Source organism: Peptoniphilus hominis (ex Hitch et al. 2025) (assembly GCF_040096015.1).
GTDB lineage: Bacteria > Bacillota > Clostridia > Tissierellales > Peptoniphilaceae > Peptoniphilus_A > Peptoniphilus_A hominis.
The window spans coordinates 41101-59688 of sequence record NZ_JBBMFO010000002.1 but is presented as its reverse complement, the minus strand read 5'-3'; the positions used below and the strand labels follow the sequence as shown (position 1 = coordinate 59688).

Sequence of the window (18588 nt, the reverse complement as noted above, 5' to 3'; positions counted from 1 at the left end):
TGGCTTTTAAGATTTCTTCTAAAATCCTAAAAGCCATTGATTTCAACAGTCTTATAACCTTTTGTCTTATTTTCTTGACATCAATACTACAGTCTCCACATGGGCTGTGTTTGGGAAGAGATTTACTAATGCTACTTTTTCCACCCTATATACTTCTTTTAGGGTTTTTAAATCTCTTGCTTGGGTTGCTGGATTGCAGGAGATATAGACAAGCCTTTCTACTGGGTTTTCCTTTAAGAAGTTTACTAATTTTTCGTCAAGTCCCTTCCTTGGTGGGTCTACAATTATTTTATTTGGAGAAATTTTTTCTTCTTCCCAAAGTTTTTCTATGACTTCTTCTGCCGCTCCCTTTACAAATCTTGCATTGATATTATTATTTTCTGCATTTATTCTTGCGTCATCGACGGCACTATCTACTATTTCAATTCCTATTACTTGAGCTCCACTTTTGGCTACAGATAGTGATATTGAGCCAACTCCACAATATAAGTCATAAATTTTATCTTCTGCCTTAGGCTCTAAGTACTCAATTGCTTTTTGATAGAGTTTTTCTGTCGCCAACCTATTTATTTGGAAAAAGGATTCTGGAGAGATTTTATAATTTATGTCTAGTAATTTTTCTTCGATTGTATCCTCGCCATAAATTTTTTCAAATTCTCGTGAGTAGTGGAACTTGTCCCCTCCATTGTAATTTAGATAAATTGATTTTACTCCTGCCTCAATTAAGTCAGACAGTATATCCTTAATTTCGACTTTATCTCCCTTTGTTACAAGGATTAAGAGGACTTCGCCCTTATAATTTGTCCTAATTCCAATTCGCTTTAGGTCCCTTAGTTTTTTGTATCGCCACATTATTTGTAAGACTTCATTGGCTTTATCTCTTTGCATTAGGCAGTTTTTTATGGCAACTATGTCCTTGGAATTTTTGCCATAAAGTCCAATTACGCCATCTCTCACTTGGAACTGCATATTATTTCTGTAATGAGTTTTTTCTGGCGAATCAAGGACTTCCTCAACTCTTATGTCTAGGCCTGCAATTTTTTCTAAATTCTTATTTGTGTCATCTTCCTTCCACTTTAATTCCATGTCATCAGAATAATTTAGAAAGTCGCAACCTCCACAATCTTTAAAATAAGGACAGGGGCTATTAACTCTGTCCTTAGATTTTTTTATTATATTTATAATTTTTCCCTTGCAGAAATTTTTCTTTTTCTTGCTAATTAGAAATTCAACCTCATCTCCAATGACTCCACCATCTAAAAAGACTGGCAGTCCATCAACTTTTGTCATGCCAAGTCCCTTGAAGTCAAAGTCAATAATTTCTCTTGTAAATTTATTTTCTTCCATGTCTCAACTCGATTTTTGTATCGTAAATATTTATGCTTCTATTTTTGTAAAGGTGTCCCACTGCCCTCTTGTAAGCTTTTTTGCTAAGTCCTGTCAAGTCCTTAATGATTTCTGGATCAGACTTGTCGCCAATTTCAAGAACACCACCATTGTCTTCAAGTAGTTCTAAAATTAAGTCAGCATCGGCATCTATTTGCTTATAGGCCTTTTCTCTAAGTGTCAAAGTTATAAAGCCAGTTTGCAAAATTCTTTGCACTCTTGCCTCAACTTCATCGCCAATTTTATAAATTCCCTTGATTTCTTCAGCAGGAATCATTCCATCATACTTGTTATCAATGGCAACAAAGGCACCAGGTCTTCCCATGCTATAAATTGTTCCCTTGACTATGTCATTGACCTTATACTTGTCATTTACTAAAAGTTTGTCCTTTATATTCATGGTAAGGGCAAGCCTGTCGCTCTTGTCGTGGTAGAGGTACAAAAGATATTCTTCACCTACAGTAAGCCTTCCGTAACTTTCTTTGAAGGGTAAGAAAATATCCTTGCCAATGCCATTGTCCACAAAGTAACCAACCTTTGCCTTGTCAACAATCTTTAATTTTTTTAAGTCGCCAACTTGTGCATAGGGTCTTTTTAAAGTTGCTTCAAATTCTTCGTGAATATTGTAGACAAAGACTTCAACTTCGTCGCCAACCTTTAAATCCTCTCCCTCACCCTTTGCAAGAAGAACTTTATTATTTTCATCGTCTGCTAAGAAAACTTTCTTGCCATTTTTTGATTCTACTCTTAATTTTTGTATTTTTCCTAATTCCATGCCTTCTCCTCTATTATTTCTTTTCCAATTTCCGTAGTCTTTTCGTATAAATCGTCTATTATCCCATAATCTATATTTTTCAAAACATCAATGCCATAATAAATAAAGGCAGGATGCTTTAATAAATTCAAAAATATTTCGTAAGCCCTTCTAACTTCTTGAAGATTGTAGTACTTTGTAAGGAGCATGCCAAATTTTACGCACTCCTCAACCTCTGAGTCCCTCATAAGTAAAATTGAAAGGCCAACTAACTTTGATTCGTCAAATTCAATTTTTTGTAGCAAAAATGTGAGAAAATTTCTCTCAGCTTCCACTGCCCTGTGATTCCTAAAAAAATTTTCAAATTCATCTATGGCTTGGCTATCTCTCAAATAATAATCATCCACAGCCTTATTTATCTCTCTTGTCTTAATATGATTTAACTTTATTTCGCCCTTTGCAAGAGAAAGTTCGTAGCTTCCATCAGATAAATGAAAATCTTTTAGGTCCCTTAATTTTTCTAAATCAAAATTATTTTCCCAAAGAATTTTATAAATTGACTTTTTCTTTTTAAATCTCTTAAATAACTTCATGTCTCTATTTTATCACAAGATCCTTGTTTTTTATATTAGCAAAAAAAATAAGAGCCTAAGCTCTTATTAATCCTCGTCCTTATTTTTGTCATTGGACGAACCTGTTCCCGTTCCTACTACAACAACCTTATCCTTTGGAACATAATAGGATTTTGAAATTTCTTTTTTATCTACCACTTCGCCATTTTTTATTATTTCCTTATAAGTCTTGTAGGAGTAACCCCTTGCTCCACTTTCTTTCACAGTTGATTCTCCTTCAGGCAAATCGTCTGAATAAATTGTGTTAACACCTGGACTAACTGTGCCTAGAAGTTCTGGCACAATTTTTATTTCATAGTCTCTGTCGCTGCTGTTGCCCAAAATTTTGAAATTTAATTTTTCTCCATTTGCTTCGGCTAAAATTAAAATTGGATTATTTGTATTGTTTTTAAATTTTAAATCCTTGTAGCCTCTAGCTACAGCTGCATCTGTACCAAGATCAACATAATTAATTGGCCTTGAATGGTTGTGTCTTTCTGTAATTTCTAAGTCAGATAAAACTAGAGAATTATAGAGAGTTGTGGAAACTTGACAAATTCCTCCGCCAATTCCATTTTCATATTCTCCACCCACAATAACTGTTGCATTTTTAAAGCCAGTTTTTTCTGAAATTTCTCCCACAACATCATTAAAGGAAATTTCATCGCCTGGATTTAACTTCATGTTGTTAAACTTTGATGCGGCAAGTCTTATGTTTTCTTTGCGATTTTTAATGGAAGATGAATAGTCTGTCTCAAAGTCTCCTAATTTTTTGTCGATTCCTTCATAGTAATTGGAATAAATTTTTGGCTCAGTCTTATAAACTGGAAGTTCGATTTTTTCCTCATGCAAAATATCTAAATTGATTAATTCTTTTGCCTCATTCATATCCATATATCTTCCAATTTCTGAATCTTTTATAGTTACACTGCCGTCAGGATTTATAAGAGGATAAGCATCTAGGGGCTTTTTATAAATTTTACTTCCTATTTTTAAAATTACTTCTTCCCTTTTAGAATTATTTATGTCTGGACTTGCTACAAAATTCTTTTTAAAAATATATCCCTTGATTATGTCAATATAGTTGTAAAATAAATTGTCAGATCTGCCATAGCTATAGGCATTATTTACTGCTTCTTCCAAGTTTAACTTATATCCAAAGTCCCTTAAGGGCACTGGCACAGTAATGTCTTCATAGGTAAAATTAACTACCTTATTTTTTATCATCTCATCTGTAACGGTCTTTACTTCCTTTAGAGCGTCTTCCTTTGATAAACTTGACACATCTATGCCTTCAATTTTTACACCTCTGTGCATATAGGGATTTGTGTATTCTTCAGTAAAATACATTACAGAAATAAAAATAAGCATCAAAATAAGTGCAAGGGTAATTAAAATTTTTTTATTAATATTTAAAATTTTATTGCCTAAATTTTCCATAAGATTAAACCTCATAATATCTGCAAATTTTATTTATAGTGCAGCTTTCACACTTAGGATTTCTCGCAGTGCAACATCTTCTTCCGTGAAAAATAAATAAATGATGAGCCTTTGTCCACCTGCTCTTGTCGATTTTATTTTCAAGGGCTCTTTCTGTATCTGCCACATTTTTTTCGTGGACGAAACCAATTCTATTGCTCACCCTAAAGACATGGGTATCAACTGCAATGGCAGGCACTCCAAAAGCAGTAGACGCCACAACATTGGCTGTCTTTTTGCCAACTCCAGGAAGCTTTAATAATTCAGAAATTGTGTTTGGAACTTCGCCACCATAATCTTCCAAGATTACACAAGAGCTTGCCTTAATATTTTTTGCCTTATTTCTAAAAAGACCGCATTCCTTAATTAGTCCCTCTAATTTTTTTATATCCATTTCAGCAAAGTCTTCTGGTCTCTTATATTTTTTAAAGATCTCAGAAGTAACTTTATTTACTCTCACATCAGTACATTGGGCAGATAAAATTGTCGCCACTAAAAGTTCAAATGAGCTTTCATGCTCAAGTTCACAGTGGGCATCTGGGTAAGTTTCCTCTAGTATATCCAGGCATAAATCTGCCTCCTCATGAGTTAAAATATCCTTCATATTCTCCTCTATAAAATTTCTTTTTCTATATTCACAATTTCAATTTCGCTGTAAGTGTTAAAAAATTGTATTACTCTTTCTAGAGTTTCATCTACAACTTTTTTATCATTGGAAACTGTGGCAAAGCCAATAAGGCTCCTCTGCCACTTGTCGTTTTCGCCAACTTCAGCAATTGATATATTAAATCTATTTTTTGACTTTTCTATAATACTTTTTACAACAGACCTCTTTGACTTAAGAGAATTTGCATCGTAAATAAATATTTCGCAAGTGCATATTCCTATTATCATATTTAAAATTATAACATAAGAAACCTTATAATGTAGCCTTCCTTATAAAATTATTAAAGTTCAAATATTTTATAAAATTCTATGTAAAACACAAAAAATGCACCTAAAAAGGTGCATCTCTTAAATAAATTTTTAATTTAAAATTTTCTTTATTTTAAAATTTCTCTTAATTCTTTATTATTTTTTTGTCTTATTTTATTTATCTCTCTTCTGCCAAGGTAGCCCTCAATTATTTTTTTCTCTTCAAGAGTCTCTCCAATAATTCCTGGGATTTTTCCTGGCTCAGTCCCCTTGCACTTAAAAGTCAAAAAGCAAAAGGCAGCTACTTCTGTTTCACCTGTCATGGGCGCTTCCTTGGTAAACTTGGTAAAAACTTCCACAGAAGAATTTCCCACTCCAGAAATAAATGTGCTTGCAGTTAAAAAGTCTCCTTGATTAATTGGCTTTAAGTAAGTCAAATTATCGCAAGAAATTGTTGCGACCCTTCCCCTAGTGTGTCTTATGGCGCAAGTTCCAGAACTGTGATCTGCAATTTCAAAGAGCCTTGGTCCATACATGGTGCCGCCAGTGTTTAGGTCTGTTGGCATTACTCCATAGGTGAAGATAACCTTGGACTCAGAAACTTTTTTTGTCTTAGTATAGGTATTTTGCAACTTCAGCACCTAATCTCGCATTATTTTTCACAAGGGCAATATTTACTTCAAGAGACTTACCTTCAGTAACTTCAAGAACTTTTGAAAGTAAGAAAGGAGTTGTTTCTTTGCCGTGAATTCCCTTTTCTTCTGCTTCAACTAAGGCTTTTTCTATTGCAGTATTAATTTTTTCTTCATCCATTGAATCACTTTCAGGAATTGGATTTGTAAGAAGGATTCCACCTTGAAGTCCTAACTCCCATTGAGCCTTTGCTGCTTCTGCTGCTTCCTTTGGATTTTTAATATTGTAGTCAACCTTAAATTCGCTCTTTCTAGTAAAGAAGGCTGGCATATAATCTGTTTGATAGCCAAATACTGGCACACCCTTAGTTTCAAGGTATTCAAGAGTAAGTCCAATGTCAAGAATTGACTTGCAACCTGCACAAACAATCATAATGTCATTTGCTGCTAATTCTTCAAGGTCTCTTGATATGTCAAAAGTTACTTCAGCATGTCTGTGAACGCCACCAAGTCCTCCAGTTACGAAGATTTTAATTCCGGCAAGTCTTGATGCAATAATTGTTGATGCAACTGTTGTAGCTCCATTTAGACCTTGAGAAACTATATAGGCAAAGTCCCTTCTTGATGCCTTGATGATGTCCTTTGATGTCGCCATAAATTCTAACTCTTCATCAGAAAGACCAATTTTAATTTTTCCGCCAATAATTGCAGTTGTCGCAGGAACAGCTCCATTTTCTCTAATAATTTCTTCGCAAGCCTTAGCTGTTTCAATATTTTGTGGATAAGGCATGCCATGAGAAATAATTGTAGATTCAAGGGCAACTACTGGTTTTCCCTCTTCCATTGCTTTTTTAACTTCGTCGCTATACTCAACATATTTTTTTAACATTTCATTACTAATCATAAAATCTCTCCCTTTAAATTATTTTCATTCATGTCCTTGGAACATGAATCAGCACTTTTTAGTGCAATCCTTGCAGCAGCTTCAGCCGCCTTCATTCTCTTATCTATATCAAAATCGTTATAAAGACCGTAGGCATAGCCAGCCATAAAGGCATCTCCTGCTCCACTGGCATTTACAACATCAACGGGCTCAGGCTTTCTCATCATTTTAAAATCTTTTTCAAAATAAAAGGCCCCCTTGCCTCCAGCAGTTATGACAAGACTTTCTAGACCCTTTGCTATTAAATCTTCTCCAAGTCTATCAATGTTTTCTGTTTCAAGACCACTTAGAGCCATGGCTTCATAAATATTTACCTTTAGGAAATGAATTTTATCCAATAAATTTCTTATTTTCATTACCTTTTTTGTGGAAACTCCGTCAATTAAAAACTTTCCTTTTAAATTTTTTAGGACATAGTCCAGAGTTTTTTCTTCAAGATTTGTATCCATTATTGTAAATTCTGCATTTTCAATAATTTTTTTGTTCCTGTCAACATAGTCCTCGTCAATATTTTTTAGGAGATCCATGTCGGCAATTGCCACAAACATATCCTTGTCCTCATCTAAAATTGCAAGATAATGAGGAGTTATTCCCTCAGCAAATAAAATTTTGGAAGTATCTACATTAATCCTATTTAGCTCGGCTAAAATATTTTTGCCAGCATCGTCTTTACCCAAAACTGATAGAAAAGTTGTGTTGACATCAAGCCTTGCCAAATTTTCGCAAATATTTCTTCCAACGCCGCCGCTAGAATATTCAATTTTCCCTGGATTTGAATCTCTGCCCCTTAAGTTGTCAAAGGAGTAACCAGTGATGTCCATGTTGCAGCCACCAAGGACTGCCACATAGGAGTCTTCCCTAAGTATATATCCTCTACCTAAAATATATCCAGATGTCATTAGGTTGTTGATGTGAGTGGATACACCAGACCTTGTTATCTTTAATTCATCAGCAATTTCTTGTTGCGAGATTCCAGGATTTTTCTTCAAAAGATTTATAATTTCTTTTTCTCTTGGAGTCAAAAAAATCACCTCTAATCATTTAATTATATTTTAATCAAATGATTAGAGGCTGTCAATACCTTATAAAAAATTTTCTTGGTTTTCTTTTAACTTATCTTCTGCCCTAGCAACTCTATAGCAGGACCTGCAAAGTGGTTCGTACTCTTCCACTGCTCCCAGCTCAACTCTCTTGTCGCTCTTGATTTTTCTGTGAGACACCCAGGCATCAGTGCCACATCTCTTGCAAACGGCGTGATGCTTGTTTAGATAGTCCACCTTTGGCATTATTTCTTTTACTATTTCAAAGGGCTCTGCCATGTAGTCCATGTCGAGGCCTGCCATGACAATAGTAATTCCCATCTCAAGAATTTTTTCCAAATCTTCAAGTACAAGGGCTGGCTCGTCCTTTAAAAATTGCACTTCATCTATGCCAATAACTTCTGGAGAATTTTTCTCTACGAAATCCAAAATTTCTTCTACGGATTCAACTTCAATTGCCTTAAAAGAAATTTTATCGTGAGTTACAATTTCTTCTCTGGAATATCTCTTGTCAATCCTTGGCTTAAAGGCAACTGTCTTGTAATTTGCAATGGAAAATCTCTTTAGGTCCTTTTCAAGAGAGCTAGTCTTCCCAGAAAACATGGACCCAGTGTGTAAAATCATTCTTCCTTTATATTGATGCATAATTTTATCCTTGATAATCAGTTATAAGAGCTTCTTCAATTACAATGTCAAAGACAGGTTTATCCATAAAGCCAACCTTGGACTTAGCAATGTCATCAACTACATCCATTCCTTCAAAAACTTGCCCAAAGACAGAGTGTTTGCCATCAAGCCAAAAGGCTCCGCCAACTTTTTCATAGGCATCAACAATCTCTTCTGGATAGCCTCTATCTTCGCCTGCATCTCTCATTTGAGATAAAATGTCCTCACTTAGTTTATCTCCTTGGACAATGAAAAATTGTGAGCCATTAGTATTTGGTCCGGCATTTGCCATGGAAAGTGCTCCCCTAAAGTTTCTGAAATTTAAATTAAATTCGTCTTTAAAGGGTTTTTTCCACTTACTTTCGCCGCCGCGACCAGTTCCAGATGGGTCTCCACCTTGAATCATAAAGTTTTCAATAACTCTGTGGAAAATTATTCCGTCATAGTATTTATCTTCAATTAGAGAAATGAAATTTTCAACAGCAAGAGGTGCTGCTTCTTCAAATAATCTAATTTTTATATCGCCCTTATTAGTTTTTAATACTGCAATTTTTTCCCCCACTGCAGGTTTTTCAAATTGTTTTAACATTTTATCTCCTTTCATACATAGGTCTTCATATTTATTTTAAAGCCATCTGTCCTTTTACGCAAATAATAATATATTAAAGTTAAAAATATTCCCTTTAGGACTGAGGACAAACTCATGGCTATCCAAATACCATTGGCTGCAAAAATTGGCATTAAAATAAAGGCAAGGGGTATCCTAGATATATTTAGTATCATGGCATTTATGGCTGGATATTTTGTAAGTCCAAGCCCATTTAACATGCCCGTTGTTCCAATTTCAAGTGCCATAAAGTATTGGGAAATTGACACGATTTTTAGGTAATCAATTCCCTTTATAATTGCCTCTGGATCTCTTGGTATAAAAAGTGTAAATAAATTTTCGGCAAAGAAAAATAATAAAAGTGAAGTTGAAATGCCAATAATATTAATTATTTTCATTGCCTCTCTTCTGCCATGGTGGAGTCTCTCATAATTTTTTGCTCCAAAATTTTGACCAAAGAATGCAGAAAAGGCCACAGCAAATCCGTCAGCAGTCATCCAAGATATGGACTCGATTTGTGAACCAATGGAGTAGACTGCAATATAAAGAGCTCCAAAGCTTGCAATATACTTGTTTAAAACCATACCCACCATGGCGTGAATCAAAGATTGCAGTGAGGCAGGAAATCCCAAGTCTAAAATTGATTTAAAATACTCCTTGTGAGGAATTTCAAAATAATTTGTTCTCACAAAAATTTCTCTTTCCTTATAGCCCACATAGATATAGAGAAGAGTTGAAACCATTTGTGCAAATACAGTTGCAAGAGCTGCTCCCCTTATGCCCATTTTTGGAAAAAAAGAAAGACCAAAGATCAAAAATGGGTCCAATATTAAATTTATAAAAAGTGAAATTATTGATATTTTAAAGGGTGTTATGGAGTTTCCCTTGGCGAAAAATGCAGCTGATAAAACTGGATTTAAAAAAGTAAAGATTAGGCCTGCACTTACAATTAAAAGATAGTCGGCTGCCATTTTGTGGACATCACTATCAAGCTTATAAATGCCAATTATTTTATTTCTCATGGAAATATATAAAATAGTTAAAGTTAGGCAAAAAATTAAATTTAAAATAAATCCAGAGACCCAAACTTCCCTTGCACTTTCCCTATCTCCTCTTCCATAGGATTGGGAAAGTCCAACAGAAATTCCTGTCTTTGCAATAAGAGTAATCGACTGGGCAATCCAAACTAGAAAGGAACAAGTCCCCACAGCAGCAACAGCTCCTGTGGAAAGTCTCCCAAGCCACATTAAATCAATTAAGGAGTATGCCATTTGCACAAAGGCAGTGCCCATTAGGGGTAGAGCCATTTTAAGTAGTGCAGAAAAAATATCTCCCTTTAATAAATTAACTTCTCTCACTTATCAACAGTCGCCTTGGTCAGTAATTATTATTGGTCCGTCCTTTGTTATGGCAAGTTGGTGTTCGTATTGGGCAGAAAGTGAACCGTCAGCAGTTCTTGCTGTCCAACCATTATCGTCAATTGTAAGCTCCTTCTTGCCCATGTTAATCATTGGCTCAATAGTAAATACCATGCCCTCTTGAAGTCTTAGTCCACGACCAGCCTTTCCATAGTGAAGGACTTGTGGATCTTCGTGCATCTCTTGACCAATGCCGTGACCTACAAATTCTCTTACAACAGAATAACCATTTTCTTCTGCGTGTTTTTGAACTGCAGCTCCAATGTCACCAAGTCTATTTCCTATTACAGCCTTTTCAATTCCCTTGTACATACATTCACGAGTAACACGCAAAAGTTTTTTGGCTTCCTCTGAAACTTCGCCAACTTCATAGGACCAGGCAGAGTCAGCTAGCCATCCATCAACATTTACAACCATATCAACAGTAATTATGTCTCCATCTTTAAGAACATATTCTGATGGAAAACCGTGACAAATTTCATCATTTACTGATGCACAAATTGAATAAGGATAGCCTTCATAGCCCTTTTGCTCAGGATAGGCTCCCCTTTCCTTTAAATAATTTTCCACAAATCTATCAATTTCAATAGTTTTTACACCAGGTTTAATAAAATCTCTAAGCTTGTGATGCACATCAGATAAAACTTTTCCTGCAACTTGCATCTTTTTTATTTCGTCTTCTGTCTTAATAATAATCATTTTAACTCCTTTACAAGATGACACAAATCATCGTCCGTCTTTGCCCATTCATAGGCATCCTTATTTATTTCTATAGCTAATTTTAATTCTTCCTTGGCTCTATTATCCTCTCCTAAAAGAGAAAAGGAGCAAGCCTTATTATAATGTAGATTTACAGAATTTGGAAAATCCAAAAGTCCTCTATCTAAAATATTTATAGCAGATTTATAATTTTTTTCTTCAATATATACTGCAGACATATTTAAAAATAAAAAGGGGTCTTCAAACTTTCCAATTGCCTCATAATAATATTTTAAAGCTAAAGCATTGTCGCCCTTCTTTTTTGAGAGAACGCCCATATTGTATAGGGCCCTGCCATAATCTGGCTTTATCTCAAGAGATTTTTTTACAAATTTTTCTGCCAAAGCATTTTTATTTTCTATTTCATAAATTGAACCTAAATCATTATAAGTTACAAAATCGTATTGGTCTATGGCAAGAACCTTTTTAAATTCTTCTATGGCAAGTTCAGTTTCACCAATTTTATCATAGGCGTGAGCTAGATAATAATGAGCTCTGTCATAATCTTCGTCAAGCTCAATTGCCCTTTTATAATTTTTTATTGAGTAAGAAATATCCCCATTGCAAAAATCATTGGTGATGGCAAGCCCATAATAGGCGCCAGCCATTTCCTTTAGGCTCAAAATTTTTTCAAAACAAATTTTTGCCTCATAATAATTTTCTTTTTTAAGATATATGTCAGATAACTCAAAATAGACAGAGATTTTTTCATCAAGATCTTCTTCTCTTGTAAACTTCAAAGATTTAAGTAACAAATCCTCTGCCTTGTCCCAGTCTTCTTCTAACAAAAACTCTTCTGCTAAAATTAAATAATTTTTAAATTTTAAGTCCATAAAAACCTCAATTCTTATTATATTATATAGTATTTTTTATAATTTCAAAGTCATGGAAATAATTTTTAAAAAAATATATAATGTATTAGGTGATTTATTGTAATGAGACGATTTTTATCCTTTAATGATTTTTTTCGTGAATATTTTTCTGGCAAGACCGTAAAACTTTCTCTGGACGGCGGCTTTTCCTGTCCCAATAGAGATGGTACACTTTCAAATATTGGATGCATCTTTTGCTCTGATGAGGGCAGCGGAGAATTTGCCGGCTCAAAAAATTTTTCCATAGCTGAGCAAATTGATTCTCAAAAAACATTTCTTGAGAAAAAATGGAAGGCAAAAAATTATATTGCCTACTTTCAAAATTTTACCAACACCTATGGGTCTCTCCAGTCTTTAAAAAATATTTATAATGAGGTTGTAGATAGAGATGACATAGTTGGAATATCAATTGCAACTCGCTGCGACTGCCTCGATGATGAAAAAATAAAATATTTAAAGGACCTTTCCCACAAGAAGACACTTTGGCTAGAGCTTGGCATGCAAAGTGTAAAGGAAGATACAATTAAGCTCATAAATCGCGGTTACTCCCAAAAAGTTTTTGATGAAACTGTAAATAAATTAAAGGAAGAAAACTTACTATTTTTAATTCACGCAATTTTTGGACTTCCCTTTGAAGATCAAGAGGACTTTAAAAATACAATTAAATACATAAAAGAAGTGGCAGCCTTTGGAGTAAAGTTTCACAACTTATATATTTTAAAGGACTCGCCAATACATGAGCTTTACAAAAATAAAAAATTTAAAATTTTATCAAGAGAAGAATATATTGACACAATCCTTTATGCCTTAGATAATATTGACGAGAAAACTGTAGTCCACAGAATAACTGGCGACCCACCAAAGAAAAAACTTTTTGAGCCTCTTTGGTGTGCCGACAAACTTTCTCTTATTTCTGAAATTGATAAAATTTTAAAGGAAAAGAATAAAGATATTGTCACTGAAGAAAAAATAAAAGAAATTGCAGACTATTGGAAAAGTAAAGACATGGCTTTTTCTCAGAAGGCTTAAAAAATACTTATCTCTAGTGTATAATGTTAAGTAATGCGAAAAATAGATTATAAAGGAGAAACATGAAAAATATTTCTAAAGATATAATAAAAAAATTAAATGTAAAATTTGTAATTCTCGGCTCTGACGAAAATGCCTATGGAATTGCCCGCATCTTAAATGACAATTACGACTTGATTTCCACAGTTTTTTGTCAAAAGGCCCTTCCTGCCACAGACAAGTCTCGCATTTTAGATAGAAGAATAATCGAAAATTTTTCTGATGACAAAGTTTTTGTATCTGAAATGGTAAAATTTGCTGAAGAAAATAAGGATGCAACTTTAATAACAATTCCTTGTGGCGACGAATATTCAAAACTTCTTTCCAACAACAAGGAAAAAATAAAAGAATATTACAAGTTCAACACGCCTTCAAGTGATTTAAACGCAAGGCTTGAAAATAAAATTGACTTTTATAAGTCTTGCCAAGAGCTGGGCATTCCCTATCCAAAATTTGCAATTATAAATTCTTCCAAGGAAATTGAAGGACTTGACTTACAGTTTCCACTTATACTTAAGCCTAACGACTCCATCTCTTATGTAAAATTGTCCTTTCCAAATAAGTACAAGGTCTACACAATTTACAGCTACGAGGAGCTAGAATCCGTTGTAAAAACTATTTATGACGACAATCACTACGAGGGCACAATGCTTGTCCAAGAATACATTCCTGGCCCTGCATCAAACCAAGCTTCCTTCAATGTCTACTGCGACAAAACTGGCAAGGTTCGAATGATGGTTTATGGACAAATTCTTCTTGCCGATCCACTCCCACTTAGAATTGGAAATAACGACGCAATTTATACAAAGTACATGCCAGAGCTTTTTAAATTTTACAAGGAAAAACTTGAATCCATTGGCTACACTGGTTACTCAAATATAGATTTAAAATATGACGCAAGAGATAAGGCTTACAAGGCCTTTGAAATGAACTTGAGACTTCCACAAAGTCATTACTTCATGGCTGCTGGTGGAGTAAATGTGTTAGACTTTTATATAAGAGACCTTTTAGATTTAGGCTTTGAAGAAGAAGTCTACTACCATAAAGAAACATCAAAAATTTGGATGAATGCCCATCCAAAACTTTTAAAAGAGTATACAAATGAAAAGTACCACAAAACCATTGATGAGCTTCTTAGAAATGGCTACGAATTTACAATTAACAACAAGAAGGACTTTAGCATTAGTCGAAAAATAACTTATCTAAAGAGAAAGTATGGCTCAATAAAACACTACAAGATGTATTATAAATTAGAAAAATAAAATATAAGAGCATTAAAAAAACCAGTTTTTCACAGAACTGGTTTTTGCTTTTTAATCTTAAATTGTAATCAATCTCTCGACTGAATTATAAAGGCTGAGCCGTAATTTATAATTACTTTCGCCTTGTCGCCAAGCATTTCATTACTGACAGCCCTACTTGGATTCATGGCATTTATTTCAAGGTCTTGGACTTCGTAATAAAGTCCCACAGTTGTGAAGCTCATTTTTTCACCTGCATTTATGAGGGAAAAATATTTTTTGTCAGACCTTTCAAATTCATATTCACCTTCTTCTGCATAAGTTACTTCATTGTAGTCGTCAACAATTTTTGCAGAAACTCCCAACTTATAAAGCATTTTAAGATTGTAAAGATTGGCAAGCTCGTGGTCAAGTCTTGTGCCCAAGGCTCCAAGTATTACAAGGTCCTTGTAGCCCTCTTCTAAGAGATAGTCAATGCAAAGGGCAGTGTCAGTTAAATCTTTTTTCGCAGGAAATTTTTTTATTTTAATGTCCTTGTCCTTTACATAAGAAAGAGTTTCATTGCCAATGGAATCTAAGTCTCCAAGGAGAAGATCTGCAACAAGGTCATACTTTTTTAAAAGCTTTGCGCCTCCATCGGCTACTAAGATAAATCTGTCTCCATATTTTTCTATTAATTGCTTGGAAACTTGTCTCCCGCCAGAAATTAAAAGTGCTTTTTTCATAATAGTTCCTTAAAGGCCTTAATATTTTCTCTCGTCTTATCTTTTTCAAATATTGCTGAACCTGCAACTAAAATATCTGCACCAGATTCAAGGACTTCTCTTGCATTGTCAAGCTTTACGCCACCGTCAACTTCTATTAGTGTATTTAAATTTCTCTCTTTAATTAATTTTTTTACATCTTTAATTTTTCTAAGTGCAGATGGGATAAATTTTTGTCCGCCAAAGCCAGGATTGACACTCATAATTAAAACTAAGTCAATATTTTCTATATTGTAGTCAAGAAGGTCAAGACCATCTCCAGGGTTTAGGGCAAGCCCTGCCTTTTTGCCATAAGATTTAATAAGAGAAAGAGTTCTATCAAGATGCTTTGTTGTACTTGGATGAATTGTAATTATGTCTGAGCCAGCCTTTACAAATTCTTCAATAAAATTTTCTGGTCTCTCAATCATGAGGTGGGTGTCAAAGGGAAGGTCAGTTAGAGGTCTAAGCTTTTTTACCACGCCTGGACCATAGGAAATATTTGGCACATAATTTCCATCCATAATGTCCAAGTGAACAAAGTCCACTTTTTCTTCATTCATAATTTTAAATTCTTTTTCTAAATTTGTGAAATCTGCTGAAAGCAATGAAGGTGAAATCATTAGTATTCTCCTTTTTCTTTTAATTCATTGAAAATGTACAAATAATTTTCGTATCTTGACTTTTCTATCTCGCCCCTATCCACTGCATCCTTTACAGCGCACTTGGGCTCCTTTATGTGATTGCAATTGTTAAATTTGCAAGTATTAAAATTTTTAAATTCCCTAAAATAATTTTTTAAATCCTCTTCCTCTATCTTTAAAGTAAGTGAAGAGAAGCCTGGAGTATCAAAAATATAAATATCATCATTATAGAGTATTTCCGTGTGTCTAGTGGTGTGTTTACCACGCTTAGTCTTTTCAGATACTTTGCCTACTTCCACTTCTTTATTTAAAATTCTCGATGTGATTGTAGATTTTCCTGCACCAGAAACTCCGCAAAGGGCAACAGTCTTTCCATGCAGGTAAGCTCTGAGATTTTCTATATTGTCATCCTTATCTGAAATCACAAAAGTTTCAAAGCCAGAATTTTTATAAATCCTTGCAAGTTCTTCTGCGCTTTCACTGTCAAGGTCTGCCTTGTTTATGACTATGGCAAGGTCTATACCCTCATGCTCTGCCTGAATAATAGTCTTATCTATAATGACAAGATTATATTTTGGGTCCAAAACTGGTATAACAATGAGAGCTAAGTCAACATTGCTCACCCTTGGTCTTGTGAGCATATTTTTTCTGGGATATACTTTTTCAATATATCCCAGAGTTTTTTCTTCATATTTAAATTCTACATCATCACCAACAATAGGCTCAACTTTGCTGTGTCTAAAGTTTCCTCTAGCTCTTGTTTCAAAAACTTCGTCGCCAGACTTTATATAGTAAAAGCCACCTGTCAGTTTAATAATTTTTCCTATCATTATTTTATCTTCTCAGTCTTTACAAGATTGCCATCAACATAAATATTGTATTCGCCAGGACCAATTAATTCAACGTTGCTGACTTCTCCGCCTTCTATATTGTAATTCCAAACAGAAATTGCACTAATTTTATTTCCATTGCCGTCTCTTACTCTTTCAGCAGAAACATTGTGAGTAGTGCCATCATCAGGAACCTTAACCTTGACATGATTTACTTTATTGTAATTATCTTCATTTTGATTGTCTTCATTGTCATCGGTTTCTTCCTCTTCCTTAATTTTTGCTCCCTTAGAAATAAATAGAGTGACAGTTGAACCCTTATCTACGCTTTGATTTGGCTTTGGATCCATGTCATAAACTTGACCTTCGCCAACCTTGTTGCTAAATCCATTTTCAATTACAACTGTAAAGCCAAGGCTCTTTAATTGATTTACAACTATATCTTGATCCATACCCTTGTAGTCGCTTAAAACAACTGGAGTTTTATCAACGCCCTTAGATACTATAACCTTAACTGCTGTACCTCTCTTAACAGAATAGCCGCCATCAGGATTTGAATAAATTACCTTTCCTTCTTCAACATCTTCGTTAAACTCTTCTTCTACAGTTCCAAGTTTTAGAGAATTATCTTCAAGAGTTTTTTGTGCTTCTTCTGTAGTTAGTCCCTTTAATGGTGGAACTGGAACAGAATCAGGAAGCTCATTTATCTCAAGAGTAATAGTCGAACCCTTGTCTACTGAAGTGCCTTCTTCAGGCTTTTGACCAAGTACAAGACCGTCAGGTTCATCTTCATTTTCCACTGTATTTACATCAAGGACTAGCCCTTGGGCTTCTATTAACTCTTTAGCTTCCTCTCTAGTCTTGCCTATATAATTTTCAACGGCAATTTTTTCTACAACATCGCCATTTTTCATTCCCTTAATAGCCTTTGGCACTACATAAATAAGTAGGGCAATTATAACTATGGCAGAAAAGATTCCAAGTATGGCAGGAGCTGCAGATTTTTTCTTCTTTACAACCTTCTTAGGTTTTCTCGTGTCCATATCCATGTTGTTGGAATGATTTCTATTGGGTCTTCTATTAATATTTGGAGTTACAACAGTTCTGTCGTCTTCTTCATAATCTCTTTTGACAGAAAAAGTTTTTGCTCCAATTGTGTAGTCCTTTATGTCCTTAATCAAATCAAATACATCTCTGTATCTGTCATCTGGATCCTTTTCAGTCATCTTTAAAACCAAGGCGTCAACTGAAGGATCTATGCTCTTGATAAAATCAGATGGCTTTGGCATTTGTGACTGAACTTGCATAAGGGCAACAGAAACAGGATTGTCTGCATCAAAAGGAAGTCTGCCAGTTAGCATTTCAAAAAGCACGATACCTAGAGAATAAATGTCAGACCTATTGTCTACCTTGGCACCTCTAGCTTGCTCTGGTGAAAAATAGTGGACTGAACCCATGACAGCATTAGTTGCAGTAACAGTTGTGTTATCAGCAACTCTTGCAATTCCAAAATCTGTAACCTTAATTCTGTCGTCACGAGTAACCATTATATTTTGAGATTTAATATCTCTGTGAACAATATGCTTTGAGTGAGCAACCTTTAAAGCCTCTGCAATTTGAATGCAGTAATTTAGTGCTCTCTTCTCAGAAAGTCTGCCCTCATCATTTATTAAATCTTTAAGAGTTTTTCCATCAATATATTCCATTACAATGTAGTGGACTTCTTTGTCTTCCACTTTTTCTGTTCCAACATCATAAATACTTACAATGTTAGGATGAGAAATGCTTGCAGCTGCAAGAGACTCCCTCTTAAATTTTCTAATAAAATTATTGTCTTCGTTGTACTCTAATTTTAAAACCTTAATGGCAACAATTCTATCAAGCTTTCTATCATGAGCCTTAAAAACATTGCCCATGCCGCCTGTGCCAATTTTTTCTAATATTTCATATCTATTTGCTAAAATTTTATTTATCATTGCC

General features: G+C 34.4%; 20 protein-coding genes. 2 read left to right on the top strand and 18 right to left on the bottom strand.

Annotated features, from left to right (window positions below):
* Positions 1-66 precede the first annotated feature (66 nt).
* From rlmD to WMO19_RS01710, 14 genes are all read right to left on the bottom strand, one after another.
* Positions 67-1347, bottom strand: a complete 1281-nt coding sequence (gene rlmD, locus WMO19_RS01775) for a 23S rRNA (uracil(1939)-C(5))-methyltransferase RlmD (protein WP_349169962.1) — start codon at positions 1345-1347, stop codon at positions 67-69.
* Positions 1334-2161 carry a CvfB family protein gene (locus WMO19_RS01770; protein WP_349169961.1) on the bottom strand — a complete coding sequence of 276 codons (828 nt, stop codon included), beginning with the start codon at positions 2159-2161 and terminating at the stop codon, positions 1334-1336. Before WMO19_RS01770 ends, rlmD begins: the two co-directional genes overlap by 14 nt.
* The gene (locus WMO19_RS01765; protein WP_349169960.1) at positions 2152-2733 is read right to left on the bottom strand and encodes a hypothetical protein; all 582 of its coding nucleotides are present in this window, start codon (positions 2731-2733) and stop codon (positions 2152-2154) included. The genes WMO19_RS01770 and WMO19_RS01765 overlap by 10 nt, the downstream gene beginning before the upstream one ends.
* 66 nt (positions 2734-2799) lie before the next feature.
* Positions 2800-4191, bottom strand: coding sequence for a VanW family protein (locus tag WMO19_RS01760; RefSeq protein ID WP_349169959.1), 1392 nt, complete (start codon positions 4189-4191; stop codon positions 2800-2802).
* A 4-nt stretch (positions 4192-4195) separates the two neighbouring features.
* The gene (gene nth, locus WMO19_RS01755) at positions 4196-4834 is read right to left on the bottom strand and encodes an endonuclease III (protein ID WP_349169958.1); all 639 of its coding nucleotides are present in this window, start codon (positions 4832-4834) and stop codon (positions 4196-4198) included.
* Positions 4835-4842: 8 nt separating this feature from the next.
* Positions 4843-5124, bottom strand: a complete 282-nt coding sequence (locus WMO19_RS01750) for a DUF503 domain-containing protein (RefSeq protein WP_070610696.1) — start codon at positions 5122-5124, stop codon at positions 4843-4845.
* Between the two features lie 149 nt (positions 5125-5273).
* On the bottom strand, positions 5274-5786 hold the full coding sequence (locus WMO19_RS01745; protein ID WP_349169957.1) for an acyl-CoA thioesterase: 513 nt from the start codon (positions 5784-5786) through the stop codon (positions 5274-5276).
* Positions 5758-6681 (bottom strand): pseudouridine-5'-phosphate glycosidase, encoded by a 924-nt coding sequence (locus WMO19_RS01740; RefSeq protein ID WP_349169956.1) that lies wholly within the window; start codon positions 6679-6681, stop codon positions 5758-5760. The genes WMO19_RS01745 and WMO19_RS01740 overlap by 29 nt, the downstream gene beginning before the upstream one ends.
* On the bottom strand, positions 6678-7751 hold the full coding sequence (locus WMO19_RS01735; RefSeq protein ID WP_349169955.1) for a carbohydrate kinase: 1074 nt from the start codon (positions 7749-7751) through the stop codon (positions 6678-6680). The genes WMO19_RS01740 and WMO19_RS01735 overlap by 4 nt, the downstream gene beginning before the upstream one ends.
* Before the next feature lie 51 nt (positions 7752-7802).
* Positions 7803-8405, bottom strand: a complete 603-nt coding sequence (locus WMO19_RS01730) for a thymidine kinase (RefSeq protein WP_332086922.1) — start codon at positions 8403-8405, stop codon at positions 7803-7805.
* A 4-nt stretch (positions 8406-8409) separates the two neighbouring features.
* Entirely contained in the window at positions 8410-9015 is a 606-nt protein-coding gene (locus WMO19_RS01725; RefSeq protein ID WP_288167508.1) for a peptidylprolyl isomerase, read from the bottom strand.
* 11 nt (positions 9016-9026) lie between these two features.
* On the bottom strand, positions 9027-10391 hold the full coding sequence (locus WMO19_RS01720; protein WP_349169954.1) for an MATE family efflux transporter: 1365 nt from the start codon (positions 10389-10391) through the stop codon (positions 9027-9029).
* A gap of 3 nt (positions 10392-10394) precedes the next feature.
* Positions 10395-11150 carry a type I methionyl aminopeptidase gene (map, locus tag WMO19_RS01715; RefSeq protein ID WP_019124328.1) on the bottom strand — a complete coding sequence of 252 codons (756 nt, stop codon included), beginning with the start codon at positions 11148-11150 and terminating at the stop codon, positions 10395-10397.
* Entirely contained in the window at positions 11147-12043 is an 897-nt protein-coding gene (locus WMO19_RS01710) for a tetratricopeptide repeat protein (protein WP_349169953.1), read from the bottom strand. Before WMO19_RS01710 ends, map begins: the two co-directional genes overlap by 4 nt.
* 102 nt (positions 12044-12145) lie before the next feature.
* Between WMO19_RS01710 and WMO19_RS01705 the strand changes: the two genes are divergently transcribed.
* Both WMO19_RS01705 and WMO19_RS01700 read left to right on the top strand, forming a co-directional pair.
* Positions 12146-13111 carry a TIGR01212 family radical SAM protein gene (locus WMO19_RS01705; RefSeq protein WP_349169952.1) on the top strand — a complete coding sequence of 322 codons (966 nt, stop codon included), beginning with the start codon at positions 12146-12148 and terminating at the stop codon, positions 13109-13111.
* Positions 13112-13173: 62 nt separating this feature from the next.
* The gene (locus tag WMO19_RS01700; protein ID WP_349169951.1) at positions 13174-14412 is read left to right on the top strand and encodes a carboxylate--amine ligase; all 1239 of its coding nucleotides are present in this window, start codon (positions 13174-13176) and stop codon (positions 14410-14412) included.
* A gap of 68 nt (positions 14413-14480) precedes the next feature.
* On the opposite strand, the gene WMO19_RS01695 is transcribed toward WMO19_RS01700, so the two are convergent.
* Genes WMO19_RS01695 through pknB form a run of 4 tightly spaced genes read right to left on the bottom strand, consistent with a single transcriptional unit; the run spans position 14481 to position 18584 of the window.
* A complete protein-coding gene (locus tag WMO19_RS01695; RefSeq protein ID WP_349169950.1) occupies positions 14481-15116 on the bottom strand; it encodes a thiamine diphosphokinase in 636 nt (211 codons plus the stop codon).
* Positions 15113-15757 (bottom strand): ribulose-phosphate 3-epimerase, encoded by a 645-nt coding sequence (gene rpe, locus WMO19_RS01690; RefSeq protein ID WP_349169949.1) that lies wholly within the window; start codon positions 15755-15757, stop codon positions 15113-15115. Before rpe ends, WMO19_RS01695 begins: the two co-directional genes overlap by 4 nt.
* A complete protein-coding gene (gene rsgA, locus WMO19_RS01685) occupies positions 15757-16608 on the bottom strand; it encodes a ribosome small subunit-dependent GTPase A (protein ID WP_349169948.1) in 852 nt (283 codons plus the stop codon). The genes rpe and rsgA overlap by 1 nt, the downstream gene beginning before the upstream one ends.
* On the bottom strand, positions 16608-18584 hold the full coding sequence (gene pknB, locus WMO19_RS01680) for a Stk1 family PASTA domain-containing Ser/Thr kinase (RefSeq protein WP_349169947.1): 1977 nt from the start codon (positions 18582-18584) through the stop codon (positions 16608-16610). The genes rsgA and pknB overlap by 1 nt, the downstream gene beginning before the upstream one ends.
* Positions 18585-18588: the final 4 nt, after the last annotated feature.

Coding starts and splice junctions, on each gene's coding strand:
- rlmD (WP_349169962.1), bottom strand. CDS start 1,347: ATGGAAGAAAATAAATTTACAAGAGAAATTATTGACTTTGACTTCAAG.
- WMO19_RS01770 (WP_349169961.1), bottom strand. CDS start 2,161: ATGGAATTAGGAAAAATACAAAAATTAAGAGTAGAATCAAAAAATGGC.
- WMO19_RS01765 (WP_349169960.1), bottom strand. CDS start 2,733: ATGAAGTTATTTAAGAGATTTAAAAAGAAAAAGTCAATTTATAAAATT.
- WMO19_RS01760 (WP_349169959.1), bottom strand. CDS start 4,191: ATGGAAAATTTAGGCAATAAAATTTTAAATATTAATAAAAAAATTTTA.
- nth (WP_349169958.1), bottom strand. CDS start 4,834: ATGAAGGATATTTTAACTCATGAGGAGGCAGATTTATGCCTGGATATA.
- WMO19_RS01750 (WP_070610696.1), bottom strand. CDS start 5,124: ATGATAATAGGAATATGCACTTGCGAAATATTTATTTACGATGCAAAT.
- WMO19_RS01740 (WP_349169956.1), bottom strand. CDS start 6,681: ATGATTAGTAATGAAATGTTAAAAAAATATGTTGAGTATAGCGACGAA.
- WMO19_RS01730 (WP_332086922.1), bottom strand. CDS start 8,405: ATGCATCAATATAAAGGAAGAATGATTTTACACACTGGGTCCATGTTT.
- WMO19_RS01725 (WP_288167508.1), bottom strand. CDS start 9,015: ATGTTAAAACAATTTGAAAAACCTGCAGTGGGGGAAAAAATTGCAGTA.
- map (WP_019124328.1), bottom strand. CDS start 11,150: ATGATTATTATTAAGACAGAAGACGAAATAAAAAAGATGCAAGTTGCA.
- WMO19_RS01710 (WP_349169953.1), bottom strand. CDS start 12,043: ATGGACTTAAAATTTAAAAATTATTTAATTTTAGCAGAAGAGTTTTTG.
- WMO19_RS01705 (WP_349169952.1), top strand. CDS start 12,146: ATGAGACGATTTTTATCCTTTAATGATTTTTTTCGTGAATATTTTTCT.
- WMO19_RS01700 (WP_349169951.1), top strand. CDS start 13,174: ATGAAAAATATTTCTAAAGATATAATAAAAAAATTAAATGTAAAATTT.
- WMO19_RS01695 (WP_349169950.1), bottom strand. CDS start 15,116: ATGAAAAAAGCACTTTTAATTTCTGGCGGGAGACAAGTTTCCAAGCAA.
- rpe (WP_349169949.1), bottom strand. CDS start 15,757: ATGATTTCACCTTCATTGCTTTCAGCAGATTTCACAAATTTAGAAAAA.
- rsgA (WP_349169948.1), bottom strand. CDS start 16,608: ATGATAGGAAAAATTATTAAACTGACAGGTGGCTTTTACTATATAAAG.
- pknB (WP_349169947.1), bottom strand. CDS start 18,584: ATGATAAATAAAATTTTAGCAAATAGATATGAAATATTAGAAAAAATT.